The organism is Hydrogenophaga sp. OTU3427 (genome assembly GCF_038440225.1).
Taxonomy (GTDB): domain Bacteria; phylum Pseudomonadota; class Gammaproteobacteria; order Burkholderiales; family Burkholderiaceae_C; genus Hydrogenophaga.
Genome location: NZ_JASATI010000047.1, coordinates 25,238 through 38,800, shown reverse-complemented (window position 1 = coordinate 38,800; position 13,563 = coordinate 25,238). Strand labels below are relative to the sequence as shown.

The window sequence follows — 13,563 nt, the reverse complement described above, 5'->3', positions numbered from 1 at the left end:
CGTTTCAGGCGTCGCGGGTGCTTGTCCGGCGACAGATCACACCGCAGCGTCCAGCTGCAGCTCGGCCCTTGTCGGTGGCTGGCAGCCCTTGCGGCCACAGTTGATGGCCGCGGCCTGCATCGCCCGCGCCAGCGTCCGGGCGATGCGTTCCTGCGCCGGGGCGCTGTTCTCGGTCCAGTCGGCCAGGCAAGAGCCCCAGAAGGTGTCGCCGGCGCCGACGGTGTCCACCACCGTCACCTGGGGCGCCACCGCGCTGGTGTGCTGGCCCGCGACCCACAGGTAGGCTCCCTGGCCGCCAAAGGTGAAGGCAATGTGCCGATGGGTCGGTCGGGCGAAACGCTGCCGCACCACATCGGCCCGCGCCAGGCTTGCGTCGGTGAAACCCAGCGTGTGCAGGTCCTCGTCACTGGCTTTGACCCAGTCGGCGAGCTCGACCGCCGACATCACGGCGTCGCGGTAGTCGGCCAGGTGGCTGGCCATGGCCGGGCGCAAGTTGACGTCCAGGCTGATGGTCCAGCCCATGGCCTTGGCACCTCGCACCACCCGCAACACCTTTTCGTGTTCCGGCGGCACCAGCATCAGCGAGCCGGTGTGCAGCACGCCCGGGGCCATGCCCGCGAGCCGCTCGAGCAGGGCCTCGGGCTGGTAGTCGCGGTCAGCGATGCCCTCGCGGTAGAAGCCATAGGCTGGCTGGCCCTCGCGCACGGTGACCACCGCCAGCGAGGTGGGGCGGGCGCTGTCGGGGCTCAGGGGCCGCACGTGGTCGGCGACCGATTGGGCCTTGAGCATCTGGCCAAAGGTGTCGGTCGAGAAGGGGGACAGGTAGCCGACGGCGGCACCCTGGCGCGCCGCGGCGCGGGCCAGGTTGAAGGGGCTGCCGCCCATCAGGGGCAGCAGGCTGCCATCGGGTTGGGCGATGCAGTCCATCAGGGCCTCGCCCAGGATCAGGGTAGCGCGTGTCACGGGTGTCTTTCATGGCTCGCGGCCAGCGCAGGAGCGGTCCGCGATGGCGAGTGTCGGGCCAAAGCGAGTGCATGTGCACTAGGGAAACCACTAAATAAATCCAATTGATTTAAGTTCTTGCATGACCGACACTTCGGTCCCGGCAAGACCCGAACCGATCCGCGATCCCACCCCAGACCCCAGAGGAGCACAACCCATGACCCCATGTCCCATCCGCACCGGCCTGCTGACCGCCCTGTTGGTCACCGCGTCCGTGGCCGGCGCCCAGACCCAGCCTGTGATCGGCCTGATCACCAAGACCGAGACCAACCCCTTCTTCGTCAAGATGAAGCAGGGCGCCGACGCCGAGGCCAGGAAGCTGGGCGCCAAGCTGCTCAGCGCCGCGGGCAAGACCGACGGCGACAACGCCGGCCAGGTGACCGCCATCGAGAACATGATGGCCGCCGGTGCCAAGACCATCCTCATCACGCCCAGCGATGCCAAGGCCATCGTGCCCGCCATCAAGAAGGCGCAGGCCGCGGGCGTGATGGTGATCGCGCTGGACAGCCCGACCGACCCCGAGAACGGCACCGACGCCTTGTTCGCCACCAACAACTACAAGGCCGGCGAACTGATCGGTGCCTACGCCAAGGCGGCGCTGGGCGGCAAGGCGCCGGTGATCGCCACGTTGGACCTTTTCCCCGGCCACCCGGTGGGCGCGCAGCGCCACAACGGCTTCCTCAAGGGCTTCGGCCTGGCCGCACCCGACGCCAAGAGCAACGAACTCGGCGGCGCCAAGGCCGGTGTGGTCTGCATGGCCGACAGCTTTGGCGACCGCGCCAAAGGCCAGACCGGCATGGAAAACTGCCTGCAGAAGAACCCCGGCATCAACCTGGTCTACACCATCAACGAGCCGGCCGCCGCGGGCGCCTACAACGCGCTCAAGGCCGCCGGCAAGGAGAAGGACGTGCTCATCGTTTCGGTGGATGGCGGCTGTGCCGGCATCGCCGATGTGGGCAAGGGCGTGATCGCCGCCACCTCGCAGCAGTACCCGTTGCGCATGGCCGCCATGGGCGTGGCCGCGGGCGTGGAGTACGCCAAGAGCGGCAAGAAGGTCAGCGGTTACACCGACACCGGCGTGACCCTGATCGCCGCCAAGGCCGTGGCCGGCGTGGACAGCAAAGACGTCAAGACCGGCACCGAGCTGTGCTGGGGCAACAAGTGAACACGACCCTGCGCAGCACGGCGGCCACCACCATGTCCACGCCCACCCTCAGACTGCCCCCTGTTGCCACGATGGGGCCCTTCATCGCGCTGCTGCTGGCCACGGTGTTCTTCGCCACACAGAGCGACCGGTTCCTGTCGGCGCAGAACTTCGCGCTGATCCTGCAACAGGTGATGGTGGTGGGCGTGATCGCCATCGGCCAGACCCTGATCATCCTCACCGCCGGCATCGACCTGTCTTGTGGCATGGTGATGGCGTTGGGCGGCGTGGTGATGACCAAGGTGGCGGCGGACTTCGGCCTGCCGGCCCCCGTGGCCATCGCCTGCGGCATCGCGGTCACCACCCTGTTCGGCCTGCTCAACGGCCTGCTGGTCACGCGCATCAAGCTGCCGCCCTTCATCGTCACCCTGGGCACGCTCAACATCGCCTTCGCCATCACGCAGCTGTATTCCGGCTCGCAGACCATCACCGACATCCCGGCCGGCATGACGGCGCTGGGCGACACGTTCAAGCTCGGCGACACCGCCATCGTCTGGGGCGCGGTGCTGATGCTGGTGTTGTACGCCGTGGTGTGGTTCGGCCTGCGCGAGACCGCCCCGGGCCGCCACGTCTACGCCGTGGGCAACAGCCCCGAGGCAACGCGCCTGACCGGCATCGCCACCGACAAGGTGCTGCTGGGGGTGTACGTGCTGGCCGGTGTGTTCTACGGCATCGCCTCGCTGCTGTCGGTGGCACGCACCGGCGCTGGCGACCCCAACGCCGGTCAGACCGAAAACCTCGACGCCATCACCGCCGTGGTGCTGGGCGGCACCAGCCTGTTCGGTGGCAGTGGTGTGGTCCTGGGCACCCTGGTGGGGGCGCTGATCGTGGGCGTGTTCCGCAACGGCCTCACGCTCATGGGCGTGTCCTCGGTCTACCAGATCCTGGTCACCGGCATCCTGGTCATCCTGGCGGTGACCACCGACCAACTGTCGCGCAAGGGAGTTCGCTGAAATGACACGACCCACCCCCCTCGTGATGCAGGCCACCGGCCTGGTCAAACGCTACGGCCAGGTGACGGCGCTGGACGGCGCTGACTTCGAACTGCGCGCCGGCGAGATCCTGGCCGTGATCGGCGACAACGGCGCCGGCAAGTCCAGCCTGATCAAGGCCTTGTCGGGAGCCACCATCCCCGACGAGGGCGAGATCCGCCTCGACGGCCAGCCCATCCGCTTCAGGAGCCCCATCGATGCGCGCCGCGCCGGCATCGAAACGGTCTACCAGGACCTGGCCGTGGCCCCTGCCATGACCATCGCCGAAAACCTGTTCCTGGGCCGCGAGATCCGCCGCCCCGGCCTGCTGGGCAGCGTGTTCCAGATGATCGACAAGAAGCGGATGCTGGAGGAGAGCATCGCCCGCATGAACGACCTCAAGGTCGGCATCCGCTCGATGACCCAGGCGGTCGAGACCTTGTCCGGCGGCCAACGCCAGTGTGTGGCGGTGGCACGGGCTGCGGCCTTCGCCCAGCACGTGGTGATCATGGACGAGCCCACCGCCGCGCTGGGCGTGAAGGAGGGCAACATGGTGCTGGAGTTGATCCGCCGCGTGCGCGACAAGGGGTTGCCGGTGATCCTCATCAGCCACAACATGCCCCATGTTTTCGAGATCGCCGACCGCATCCACATCGCCCGACTGGGCAAACGCGCGGCGCTGGTCAACCCCAGGAAGATCAGCATGAGCGACACCGTCGCGGTCATGACCGGCGCCATGGCACCCGACCAGATCCCGGCCGACGCGCTGGCCCACTGAAAGCAAACGAGACCATGCTCAAAGGCATCGACCCTCTGCTGACACCGGACCTGCTCAAGCACCTGTGCGCCATGGGCCATGGCGAATGGGTGGCGGTGGTGGACGCCAACTTCACTGCCGAATGGCTGGCCGGTGGCAAGCCCGTGGTGCGGCTGCCCGGCCAGAGCCTGGAGCGCGTGGTCCGGGCCGTGTTGTCGGTGTTCCCGCTGGCGGCGGACGTGGCCCAGCCCGCAGGCTTCATGCAGCACGGCGATCTGCCGCGCGGGCAGACCACGCCCGCGCAGGCCGCATTCATCCGCATGACGGCCAGTTGGGAAGGACTGCTGCCCGACCAGGTCGAGGCCATCGAACGCTACGACTTCTACGATCGGGTCAAGGCCGCCAGCCTGATCGTGCAGACCGGCGAGGCCACGGCCTATGGCAATGCGATACTTTGCAAGGGCGTCATCCTGCCGCCCACTGCCGATTGACCCGCCGACCCCACATGCCCCGCCCGACCGCCGCCCCCGATGCCTCGCCCCTGCCCGCGACCGAGGGCTTTCATGGGGTCCGTGGCTCCAACCAGCAGGGCATGCGGCAGTTCAACGAGCGCACGGTGCTGCAGGCCATACGGCTGCACGGCGCCATCCCCAAGGCCGACCTGGCGCGGCTCACACAGCTCTCGACCCAGACCGTCTCCATCATCGTCGACCGCCTGCTGGACGACGGCCTGCTGCTCAAGCAGGAGCGCGTGCGCGGCAAGATCGGCCAGCCCTCGGTGCCGTTGTCGCTGAACCCGGAAGGCGCCTTCAGCGTGGGGGTGCAGGTGGGCCGGCGCAGCATGGAGGTGCTGGTGATCGACTTCGTCGGCCAGATCCGGCACCAGCACGTGTTTCACTATGCCCATCCCGACCCCGACGAGGTGTTGCCCCACGTGGCCGGGGCCCTCAAGACGCTGCGCCGCCAGATGGGCACGCGCTGGGCGCGCGTGGTGGGACTTGGCCTGTCGGCGCCCTTGTTCATGCACCAGTGGGCCGAGCTGCTGGGCCCCCAGGCCGCGCCCGCGATGCGCAAGTGGGCCGGGGTGGACCTGCGCGAACGCGTACAGGCCATGACCCCGCTGCCGGTGGTGTTCGCCAAGGACACCATCGCCGCCTGCACCGCCGAGCTGCTGCGAGGCCATGGGCAGCAGCTGCGCGATTACCTCTACATCTATGTCGGCACCTTCGTGGGCGGCGGGCTGGTGCTGTCCGGCCACCTGCTGATGGGCGAACGTGGCAACGCCGGTGCCATCGGCTCCCTGCCCATGGGTCTGGCGGGCGCACGCGGGGCCGAGCAGCTGCTGGAGCGCGCCTCGGGCTGGCAGCTGGAGCAGGCCTTGATCGCCGCCGGCCTGGACCCGCAGCTGGTGCACGATGACACCATCAACGACCCCGCCCACGACGGTCTGACCGAGCCCTGGTTGCGGGCCGCAGGCGAAGCCCTGGCCATGGCCATCATCTCGGCGGCCGCCTTGCTGGACCTGGACGCCACGGTGCTGGACGGCGCGCTATCGAGGCGCCTGCTGGAGCGCCTGCTGGCCCACACGCGGCACGCCATGGCGTCCTACCCGCTGGTCGGCATCGCACGGCCGGAGCGCATCGAAATGGGACAGGTCGGCTCCCATGCCCGGGCGCTGGGAGGCGCGCTGTTGCCGCTGCACACCCAGTTTTTCCCGGACAAGGACACCTTTCTCAAGCAAGACGGCTGAGCGTTGGCGCGTGCATGTCCAGGGCGGTTGTCACGGCAGGCGCAGATCGCAACGGTCCCCGATACCGTCGCGCCACACCGAAACACGGCTCAGGCGAAACCCCGACAGCGCGGCAAAACGGGCGATGAACGCACAGAGGTTTTCCAGCGTCGGAATGCCCAGGCCGGCGACCTCGTCCAGCAGGTGGTGGTCCAACTGCTCGCGCACCTGTCCCAGCAACAAGCGGAGCTGGCCCAGATCGACCACCATGCCGGTTTCGGGGTCCACCGTGCCGCTCACAGCGACCTCGCCCTGGTAGGTGTGCCCGTGCAGGCGCGCGCTTCCTTCGGCCTCGATCTCGCGCCGGAGTGTGTGCGCGGCGTCAAAGAAGAAACGCTGGGAAATTTCGTACGTCATCGTATTCCAACCATCTTGTGGGTTTGCAGACTCAGTCGCCAGCGCGGGTCGCGCAAGCAATGCTCGATGGCCCAGGCGGTGTTGAACCGCACGTCGGGACCGTCCATGGGTTGCAGCAGGTGGTGCTCGAAATCCAGTTCAACCAGCGCATCCAGGTCGAGGCCAGGCTGCGGAACCACCACCTTGAGTTCGCGGCCGGCGCGCACCTTGAGGGTGGTGCTGGCCTTGGGACTGACACACAGCCAGTCCACCCCTGCGGGGGCATCGACCGTGCCGTTGGTCTCCACCGCGATTTCGAACCCACAGCCATGCAAGGCGTCGATCAAGGCGGCATCGACCTGCAGCAAGGGCTCACCGCCCGTCAGCACGACCAGGCGCCGCCCCGCCGCCGCCGCGGGCCAATGGGCGGAGACCCGATCGGCCAGCGCTTGGGCGGACTCGAACTTGCCCCCACCCGTGCCGTCAACGCCAACAAAATCGGTGTCGCAGAACCGGCATTGGGCTGTCGCGCGATCGGACTCACGGCCGGACCAGAGATTGCAACCCGCAAACCGGCAAAACACCGCTGCCCGGCCGGCGTTCCCGCCTTCGCCCTGCAGGGTGTAAAAAACTTCTTTGACCATGTAGCTCATGGAAAAGACCTCGTGGGTGTCATCGGGTTCTGGGGTGGCGTCCTGCAGGCAGGGGTGGTGGCGCGGGGCGCGCACGGTTGCGCGGCCAGCGGCAACCGCTATTCTTGATGGCGGCGTTCAACGCCGAGTCGATGCGGTCCACCGGCAGTGATGCCTCGGCGTCTGCAGGGCAACACGCGAATTATCCATCCAGCCAGGCAGACGGATGCCAACGGACCAGCACGGAGGTGGCCAGCGCCGGTCTGGCCACGCGCTCAAGCGGGCCCCAGGACCCGCTTGTCCGACGGAGGCGGTGGCGTTCCATCCGCCACCAGCCGCCCATCCACCAGCTCCAGCACGCGGTCACAGCGGGCCGCCAGGCGTGGGTCGTGGGTGACCACCAGAAAAGAGGTGTTCAACTCGGCGTGCATGCGCCGCATCAGGGCAAACACCTCGTCCGATGAGGCCGTGTCCAGGTTGCCCGTGGGTTCGTCCGCCAGCACCAGCGGTGGCTCCAGCACCAGGGCGCGCGCGATCGCCACCCGTTGCTGCATGCCCCCGGACAGTTCACCCGGGCGCTTGTCCATGGCATCGGCCAGGCCGACAGCGGCCAGCACGGCGCGTGCACGGTCGCGCTGTGCCGGTGTGATGCGGTCCTCCCGCATCAGGGCAGGCAGGGTCACGTTCTCCAGCGCGCTGAAAGCCGGCAGCAGGTGATGGAACTGGAAAACGAAGCCCAGCGTGGTGCGCCGGCGCCGCGTGAGCGCGGCGTCGTCCAGTCCGTGGACCTCTTCACCATCGATGCGGTAACTGCCGGCCGTCATCCGCTCGAGCAGTCCCACGATGTTCAGCAAGGTGCTCTTGCCCGAACCCGATGGACCGATCAGGGCCGCGAACTCGCCGCGACCGATGCTGAACGACAGACCGTGGAGCACCTCGGCCTCGTTCGGCAAACCGACGTTGTAGCTCTTGCGAACGCCGTTGAGTTCCAACAACGGGGTGGGGCGGGTGGCCGTGAGGGGGGCGGTCATAGGCGGATCGCTTGCGCCGGGTCGAGCCGGGCCGCGCGGCGCGCCGGCACCACGGCGGCGAGGACGCCACACACCGTGGCGATGGCGGCCACGCGCAGCGCGAGCACCGGCTCGAGCGTGATGTTGAAGAGCGGAAAGCCATCGGAACCGAGCACAAAATGGGTGAAGACCCAGATCAGCGCGACCGCGAACAACACACCCAGCACCGAGCCCAGCGCGCCAACGATCGCGCCCTGCAGCAGGAAAACGCGCAGGACCTGGCCTTGGGTGGCGCCCATCGCCCGCAAGATGCCGATCTCGCGCCGCTTCTGCACCACCGACACCACCAGCACGCTGGCGATGCCCAGCACCACCACGACCAGCACCACCCCGCGGATCACCGCCGTGCTCACCGATTGCGCATTCAGTGCGGCCACCAGCTGCGCATTGGCCTGCTGCCAGCTTTCCGCCTTGTAGGGCCAGCGCGCGGCCAGGTCGTCTGCCACGGCCTGGGCCGACCAGATGTCGACCAGCGTGAGATCCAGACCGGTGGCGCCGCCGGGCAGGCCGACCCAGCTTTGCGCCGTGCGCAGCGGCACGATCACCGTGCGCCTGTTGAGTTCGCGAACCCCCAGGTCCACCAGCGCCGTGACACGCAACGAATCGGTGACGGCACCGGTGACGATACCCACGCGGTCACCGACGCGCACCCCCAGGTCCTGGGCCAGCTCGCGCCCGATGATGCCTTCGCCGGGCTCCAGCCGCGCCGTGCCGTCAACGACCTTGGAGCGCAGGCGGACAATGCGGTCGTAGCGATCGAGATCCACACCCATCAGGGCAATCGCCTTGGACGCCTCGCCGCGCACCGCCAGGCCCGCGGCCGACACCATTGGAGAGACCGCGGCCACTTCCGGCATGGCCTCGAGCAGAGGCACCAACAGCTGCCAGTTGCCGATGGAGCGCGGCCGCTGCGCACGCGGCTGCGTCTGGACCAGCTCGCTGGTGCCTGACTGGGCCGGGGCGCGGGCGGCCAGCACCACATCGTCTCGCGGGCTCAGCGTGACGTGCGCCTGTGCCCCCAGGGTTTTCTCGATCGTGTTCCGTTGAAGGCCGGTGATCAGCGCCGAAATGTAGGCGACCACGGCCACGCCGGCCGCCACGCCAATGATGATCAGCAGGGTCTGCATGCGTCCCTCGCGCAGGAAGCGGGTGGCAACGCGGCGCTCAAATCCGAGCATGGTCGGCTCGCCTCAGCGGCCCATCGCGTTGGTCATCGCCGAGCCGGGATCGTCCTTCGTGCCCTTGCCGGCCAGAGGCCACACCGTGGCACGGGTGTCGGCCCGCACGCGCAGACCAGGCCGCGGTGACGGTCCGATCAGCACCAGCTCGCCGGCACCCAGGCCATCAAGAATTTCGGCGGCGTCCAACGTCCGCAGCCCCAGGCGCACCTTGCGCGCCTCGACCCGGCCGTCGCGTGCCAGCCAGACGCTGGCATCGGCCGATTCGACACCCCGCAGCGCGTCGACGGGCACGACCAGGGCCCGCTCGCGCCGCGCCGTCTCCACTTCGACGGACACGGTCATGTCCTCGCGCAGAAAGGACGGCAGCGGCTGCGGCAGCGAAAACTTGACCTCGATGGCGCCTCGCTGCGCGTCCACCACCGGGGCAATGGACAACACACGTGCCGTCAGGCGCTGCGTCGGGTAGGCATCGGCCAGCACGCTGGCCTGCTGCCCGGGCTGGAGTTGCTCCAGGTAGCGCTCGTCCACCTGCGCCACCAGCTGCAGCGGCCCAGCCAGCGCCAGGCTCAGCAGCGCCCGGCCGGGTTGCACGATCTGACCGGGCTCGACCATGCGGGCCAGCACACGCGCATCCGCCGGTGCGGCAATCACGGCCTCGCCCAACCGGGCTTCGGCGGCCGCGCGTGCGGCGCTGGCCAACGCCAACTGCGCCTGGGCCTGGGCCACGTCGGTGCCCGGTTCGGCATTGGCGGCACGCTGGGCACGTGCGCTGTCGAGTTGCGCCTGCGCCACCGCCACTGTGCGGCGGACCTCGTCCAGGCGTGCCTGACTCAGAAAACCCTGGGCCACCAGATCCTGAGTGCGTTGCAGTTCGGCCTGCGCGGCCACCAACACCGACTCCGCCTGGGCCACGCCGGCCTGTGCGGCGCTGCGCCCGGTGCTGCGCAGGCCCGCCAGGCGAGCGGCAGCCTGGCGTTCGCTCGCCTGGTTTTGTGCCAGCGCGGCCTGCAGCTCGTCGCTGCCGAGCCGCACGAGCACGTCGCCTCCCTTCACCTGCGCGCCTTCGGTCACCACGACCTGCAGCACACGCCCGGTGAGGGTGCTGCCCACCTCGACACGCGAGGCGGTGGCCACGCGGGCAGAGAATTGCAGTGTGCGCACCAGCGGTGCCATGTGCGCGCTGATCGCCGGCACCAAAGGTGCACGCGTCACCCCCCAGGCGAGGAGGGCGGCAAGAAGAACAACGGCGAAGACCGCAGCTGTGATGACAAGGCGACGCGGCATTGCGTCAATTTTTGCATACAACAACAGCAGTTCGGCAAGTCATTGAGGGCATTGAACCGGTTGCCCCGCGGCAAGCCGGCCGGGACATGCCCGTTTCTTACCCGCCGAAGTCACGGTGCGCAGGGAGTCTTAATCGTTCCAGCGACACCGCGACAAATGGCATCAGATCACTCAGCAAGACCTGCACGTTGTCAGGCATTGGCCCCAGCGACGCCAGCTCCAGCACGGCCACCGGGTGGTCACGCAAGTGGATCGGATGAATGAGAACGGTGGCCGGCACACTGCTGCCCATGCTGGAAGACACCCGCAGCCCGGTCTCGCCGCCGGGTTCGATCACCATGTCCTCGCGCCGCTGCAGGGCCTCGTGCATCAGGCTCGCCAGCGGGGCGGCAGTCCGCAGTTCGGCGTCCAGTGACGCCCCCGTTCCGGCATAGCGGGCCCATACGCGGAGCTGACCACCGTCCACCGCGCACAGCAAGGCCTGCTGGAAAGGGATATGTCGGGACAACTCGGACAACAGAGTTTGGGCGAACGCTTCTGGCGTCGATGCCTGCTGCAAGGCCAGCTGGATTTGCGACACCACCAGGCGCCGGCTCGACTCCCGCTCCAGCGCCTGTTGGCTCCGGGCCAGTCGATCCGCCGTCTGGCGATGGGATGCCGCCTCGCGCCGCAGGCGCCCAGTCCACAAGGCCATCGCCACCATAACACCGGCGAACCCCGTGCCGACAGGTAAGGCCCATGCCCTCAACGCGGCAAACTCGGCCGCCCGGGTGTCCAACGATTGCTCGAAGAAACGGTACTCCGTGCGTGAGATGCCGTAGTACCGCTGCCATGACCGGTCCAGCTCCGAACCCACCCGCAGGCTGTCGTCAAAGTAGCGCTGCAGGACTTCTCGAAACTCGCCCGACGACGGCGCGATGCCCCAACCCACGGACACGATGTCGTCGACCGGAAACAAGAGGTCGAGGTTCTCGAAGTCACCGCTGCGTATCCATTTGAACGCGCCCTCGCTGCCCGTCACCGTGAAGTCGGCCAGGCCGCGGGACACCCGCTGCACGCTCTCCAGCGTCGGGTGGTGATCGATCTGTACGGGCTTGGCCTGGTAGGTGGTGGTGTTTTCGTGGGTCAGCCAGGTGTCGTAGGAGGTGCCTTTTTGCACCGCGGCACGCAGGCCAGCCAGGTCGGCCGGCGTTCGCACCGTGGCCCTCAGCCGTTGGTGGGCCACGATCATCTTGCGCACCGTGTAGTACGGCACCAGGTCCATCTTGCTCAGGCGCCAGTCCAGCAGATGCAGGTCGTTGGGGAAGAGGTCGCATTCACCGTTTTCCAACAGCCGCGCCACGTAACGGCCATCGCGATCCACCTGGCCGTCGCGGTTCTGGAACTGGTCGTCCCAGGCCTTGAGAGGCTTCACCACAGCCGGCACGCCCAGGTGCCGGGCAAATGCCTCGGCGTTGGCCCGGTAGAAGGCGGCGCTGGAGCCTGCCACGCACACGCGCAACTGGTTGGACGTCCGCACGTCCTCCAGCGAACGGCCCTGCGCGGAACCGGTGAGGACGAGCCATGTCAACAGCGCGCTGGTCGCCACGCGCAATGGGGCAGAAACACACGGAAAGGCCATGTGGCAGGACTGTAGCGTTTCTGTGTGCTTTTTGATTAAATTGCAAAAAAAAGTTGAAGCTGACACGCCACATGACGGGATACTCATGCCGAGTTCAACCCTTCCCCTGCGTGGTTCGGCAACGTTCCGGCCGCCGGAGTCAACATCCATGCAACTACCCTGGGCATCAGACGCCTCTCGCACCGTGGACATTGGCCGGCGGCTGTCGGCCACCGTCGCGCTGGTCGTTGACGACATGGAGGCGATGCGAAAGATCACCGCCAACCAGTTGCGCCAGATGGGGGTACAGCGGCTGCTGCAGGCAGGAGACGGCGCCGATGCGCTTCGCCTGCTGCTGACGAATCCGGTCAACCTCATCGTCTCGGACTGGCAGATGCCCGGCATGGATGGCCTGGAACTGCTGGGCCAGGTCCGTGCCAGCGCCAAAGGAGCGGCCATCCCCTTCGTGATGCTGACCACCGACACGCCGCGTGAGCAGGTTCTTGAAGCGGTACGCCTGGGGGTTTCCGAGCTGCTGGTCAAGCCATTCACCGCCGGTCGCTTCACCGAGCGGGTGGAGCGTGCACTCTACTGGCGGCCGTCCGCGCGGCAGGTGGTGCCGGCACAGGCGCCGGTGGCGGACGCGCCCACCGGCACCCCGACGAACGACAGCGAACGGCTCACCGTGTTGGTGGTGGACGACACACCGGACAACCTAGGTCTGTTGCGCGAACTGTTCAAGGACCTCTACCGGGTCAAGGTGGCCAACACCGGGGCCAAGGCCATAGCCCTGTGCCAGTCGGAAGATCCGCCCGATCTGGTGCTGCTGGACGTGATGATGCCCGCCATGGACGGGTTCGAGGTGGCCCAGCGCTTGCGCCAGCACCCGACGTCGGAACACATCCCCATCATCTTCGTCACGGCGCTGGGCGACGACGCGGCGCGCATGCGTGGCCTGTCGCTGGGCGCGGTGGATTTCGTCACCAAACCGATACAGCCCGATACCTTGCGGGTGCGCGTGGCCAACTTCATGCGCTTCGTCCAGGTGCACCGCAACCTGCAGGCCGACTACGACCAGATGCTGTTGGCGCAACGCCAGCGGGAGGCCGACGAGCGGGAGCAGCACGCGGCACTGCGCGCACCCTTGCTGAGTGCGCTGTCAGCCTTGACGACGGCGCCTGGCGGGGCTGCGACGGCGGCACGGCAGGACATCGAGACCGCCTTGATGGGCCTGGACGCCAGAACCCGGTGCCGGGCCCTGGAGCAGGGCGCATATGCAGTTCCCCCCGAAAACCTGCGGCCCATTCCGGTTCTGCGCGCCGCGCTGGCCGGGATCACAACGGAATTCCAGCCACGTGGACTTCGTTGGAGCATCAGGACGGCACAGTCACTGAACGACGACGACGTGAGCACGTCCGGCGACGGACCGCTGCTGTATGTGACCTTGCAGGCCTTGCTGCGCCACGCGGCCGACATCTCGCCGGACGGGGCGGCCCTTCAGGTCGCCATCTGGATGCGCAACACCGTGCGCCTGGAGATCGAATTCCCGGTCCTGGTGCCCGAGGCATCGCGCGAGCGCCTGTTCGACCACCCCGTGGCCGAGGCGATCGGCCTTGCGCTGAGCCCGCGCCGCCTGATCGAAGTGCAGCAAGGTTTGCTGACCTTGGAATTGGACGAAGCGAACGGATCGAGCCGCATCGTGCTGACGCTGCCCACCCCAACCTCGACTTGAGAGGA

13 protein-coding genes are annotated in these 13,563 nt (G+C 67.9%); 6 read left to right on the top strand and 7 right to left on the bottom strand.

The genetic code is table 11. The features are described from left to right. Positions 1-36 precede the first annotated feature (36 nt). Positions 37-963, bottom strand: coding sequence for a PfkB family carbohydrate kinase (locus AAHB17_RS20475; RefSeq protein ID WP_342132729.1), 927 nt, complete (start codon positions 961-963; stop codon positions 37-39). A gap of 196 nt (positions 964-1,159) precedes the next feature. Between AAHB17_RS20475 and AAHB17_RS20470 the strand changes: the two genes are divergently transcribed. Genes AAHB17_RS20470 through AAHB17_RS20450 form a run of 5 tightly spaced genes read left to right on the top strand, consistent with a single transcriptional unit; the run spans position 1,160 to position 5,684 of the window. Next, positions 1,160-2,167, top strand: coding sequence for a sugar ABC transporter substrate-binding protein (locus AAHB17_RS20470; RefSeq protein WP_342132728.1), 1,008 nt, complete (start codon positions 1,160-1,162; stop codon positions 2,165-2,167). A gap of 32 nt (positions 2,168-2,199) precedes the next feature. Beyond that, positions 2,200-3,159, top strand: a complete 960-nt coding sequence (locus AAHB17_RS20465; protein WP_342132730.1) for an ABC transporter permease — start codon at positions 2,200-2,202, stop codon at positions 3,157-3,159. A gap of 1 nt (position 3,160) precedes the next feature. Beyond that, positions 3,161-3,955, top strand: a complete 795-nt coding sequence (locus AAHB17_RS20460) for an ATP-binding cassette domain-containing protein (RefSeq protein ID WP_342132727.1) — start codon at positions 3,161-3,163, stop codon at positions 3,953-3,955. A gap of 14 nt (positions 3,956-3,969) precedes the next feature. After that, positions 3,970-4,425 carry an RbsD/FucU family protein gene (locus AAHB17_RS20455; RefSeq protein WP_342132726.1) on the top strand — a complete coding sequence of 152 codons (456 nt, stop codon included), beginning with the start codon at positions 3,970-3,972 and terminating at the stop codon, positions 4,423-4,425. A gap of 14 nt (positions 4,426-4,439) precedes the next feature. Continuing rightward, positions 4,440-5,684 carry an ROK family protein gene (locus AAHB17_RS20450; protein WP_342132725.1) on the top strand — a complete coding sequence of 415 codons (1,245 nt, stop codon included), beginning with the start codon at positions 4,440-4,442 and terminating at the stop codon, positions 5,682-5,684. A gap of 30 nt (positions 5,685-5,714) precedes the next feature. Here the strand turns inward: AAHB17_RS20450 and AAHB17_RS20445 are convergent, their stop codons facing one another. From AAHB17_RS20445 to AAHB17_RS20420, 6 genes are all read right to left on the bottom strand, one after another. Continuing rightward, a complete protein-coding gene (locus AAHB17_RS20445) occupies positions 5,715-6,080 on the bottom strand; it encodes a 6-carboxytetrahydropterin synthase (protein WP_342132724.1) in 366 nt (121 codons plus the stop codon). Next, positions 6,077-6,712, bottom strand: coding sequence for a 7-carboxy-7-deazaguanine synthase (gene queE / locus AAHB17_RS20440; RefSeq protein WP_342132723.1), 636 nt, complete (start codon positions 6,710-6,712; stop codon positions 6,077-6,079). The genes AAHB17_RS20445 and queE overlap by 4 nt, the downstream gene beginning before the upstream one ends. Positions 6,713-6,966: 254 nt before the next feature. Further along, a complete protein-coding gene (locus AAHB17_RS20435; RefSeq protein WP_342132722.1) occupies positions 6,967-7,722 on the bottom strand; it encodes an ABC transporter ATP-binding protein in 756 nt (251 codons plus the stop codon). Continuing rightward, a complete protein-coding gene (locus AAHB17_RS20430) occupies positions 7,719-8,939 on the bottom strand; it encodes an ABC transporter permease (protein WP_342132721.1) in 1,221 nt (406 codons plus the stop codon). Before AAHB17_RS20430 ends, AAHB17_RS20435 begins: the two co-directional genes overlap by 4 nt. Before the next feature lie 12 nt (positions 8,940-8,951). After that, positions 8,952-10,103, bottom strand: a complete 1,152-nt coding sequence (locus AAHB17_RS20425; RefSeq protein WP_342132720.1) for an efflux RND transporter periplasmic adaptor subunit — start codon at positions 10,101-10,103, stop codon at positions 8,952-8,954. 220 nt (positions 10,104-10,323) lie between these two features. Further along, entirely contained in the window at positions 10,324-11,847 is a 1,524-nt protein-coding gene (locus AAHB17_RS20420; RefSeq protein WP_342132719.1) for a transporter substrate-binding domain-containing protein, read from the bottom strand. Between the two features lie 148 nt (positions 11,848-11,995). Here AAHB17_RS20420 and AAHB17_RS20415 point away from each other — a divergent pair, with 148 nt between their 5' ends. Beyond that, positions 11,996-13,558 (top strand): response regulator, encoded by a 1,563-nt coding sequence (locus AAHB17_RS20415; RefSeq protein ID WP_342132718.1) that lies wholly within the window; start codon positions 11,996-11,998, stop codon positions 13,556-13,558. The last annotated feature ends 5 nt before the right edge of the window (positions 13,559-13,563 follow it).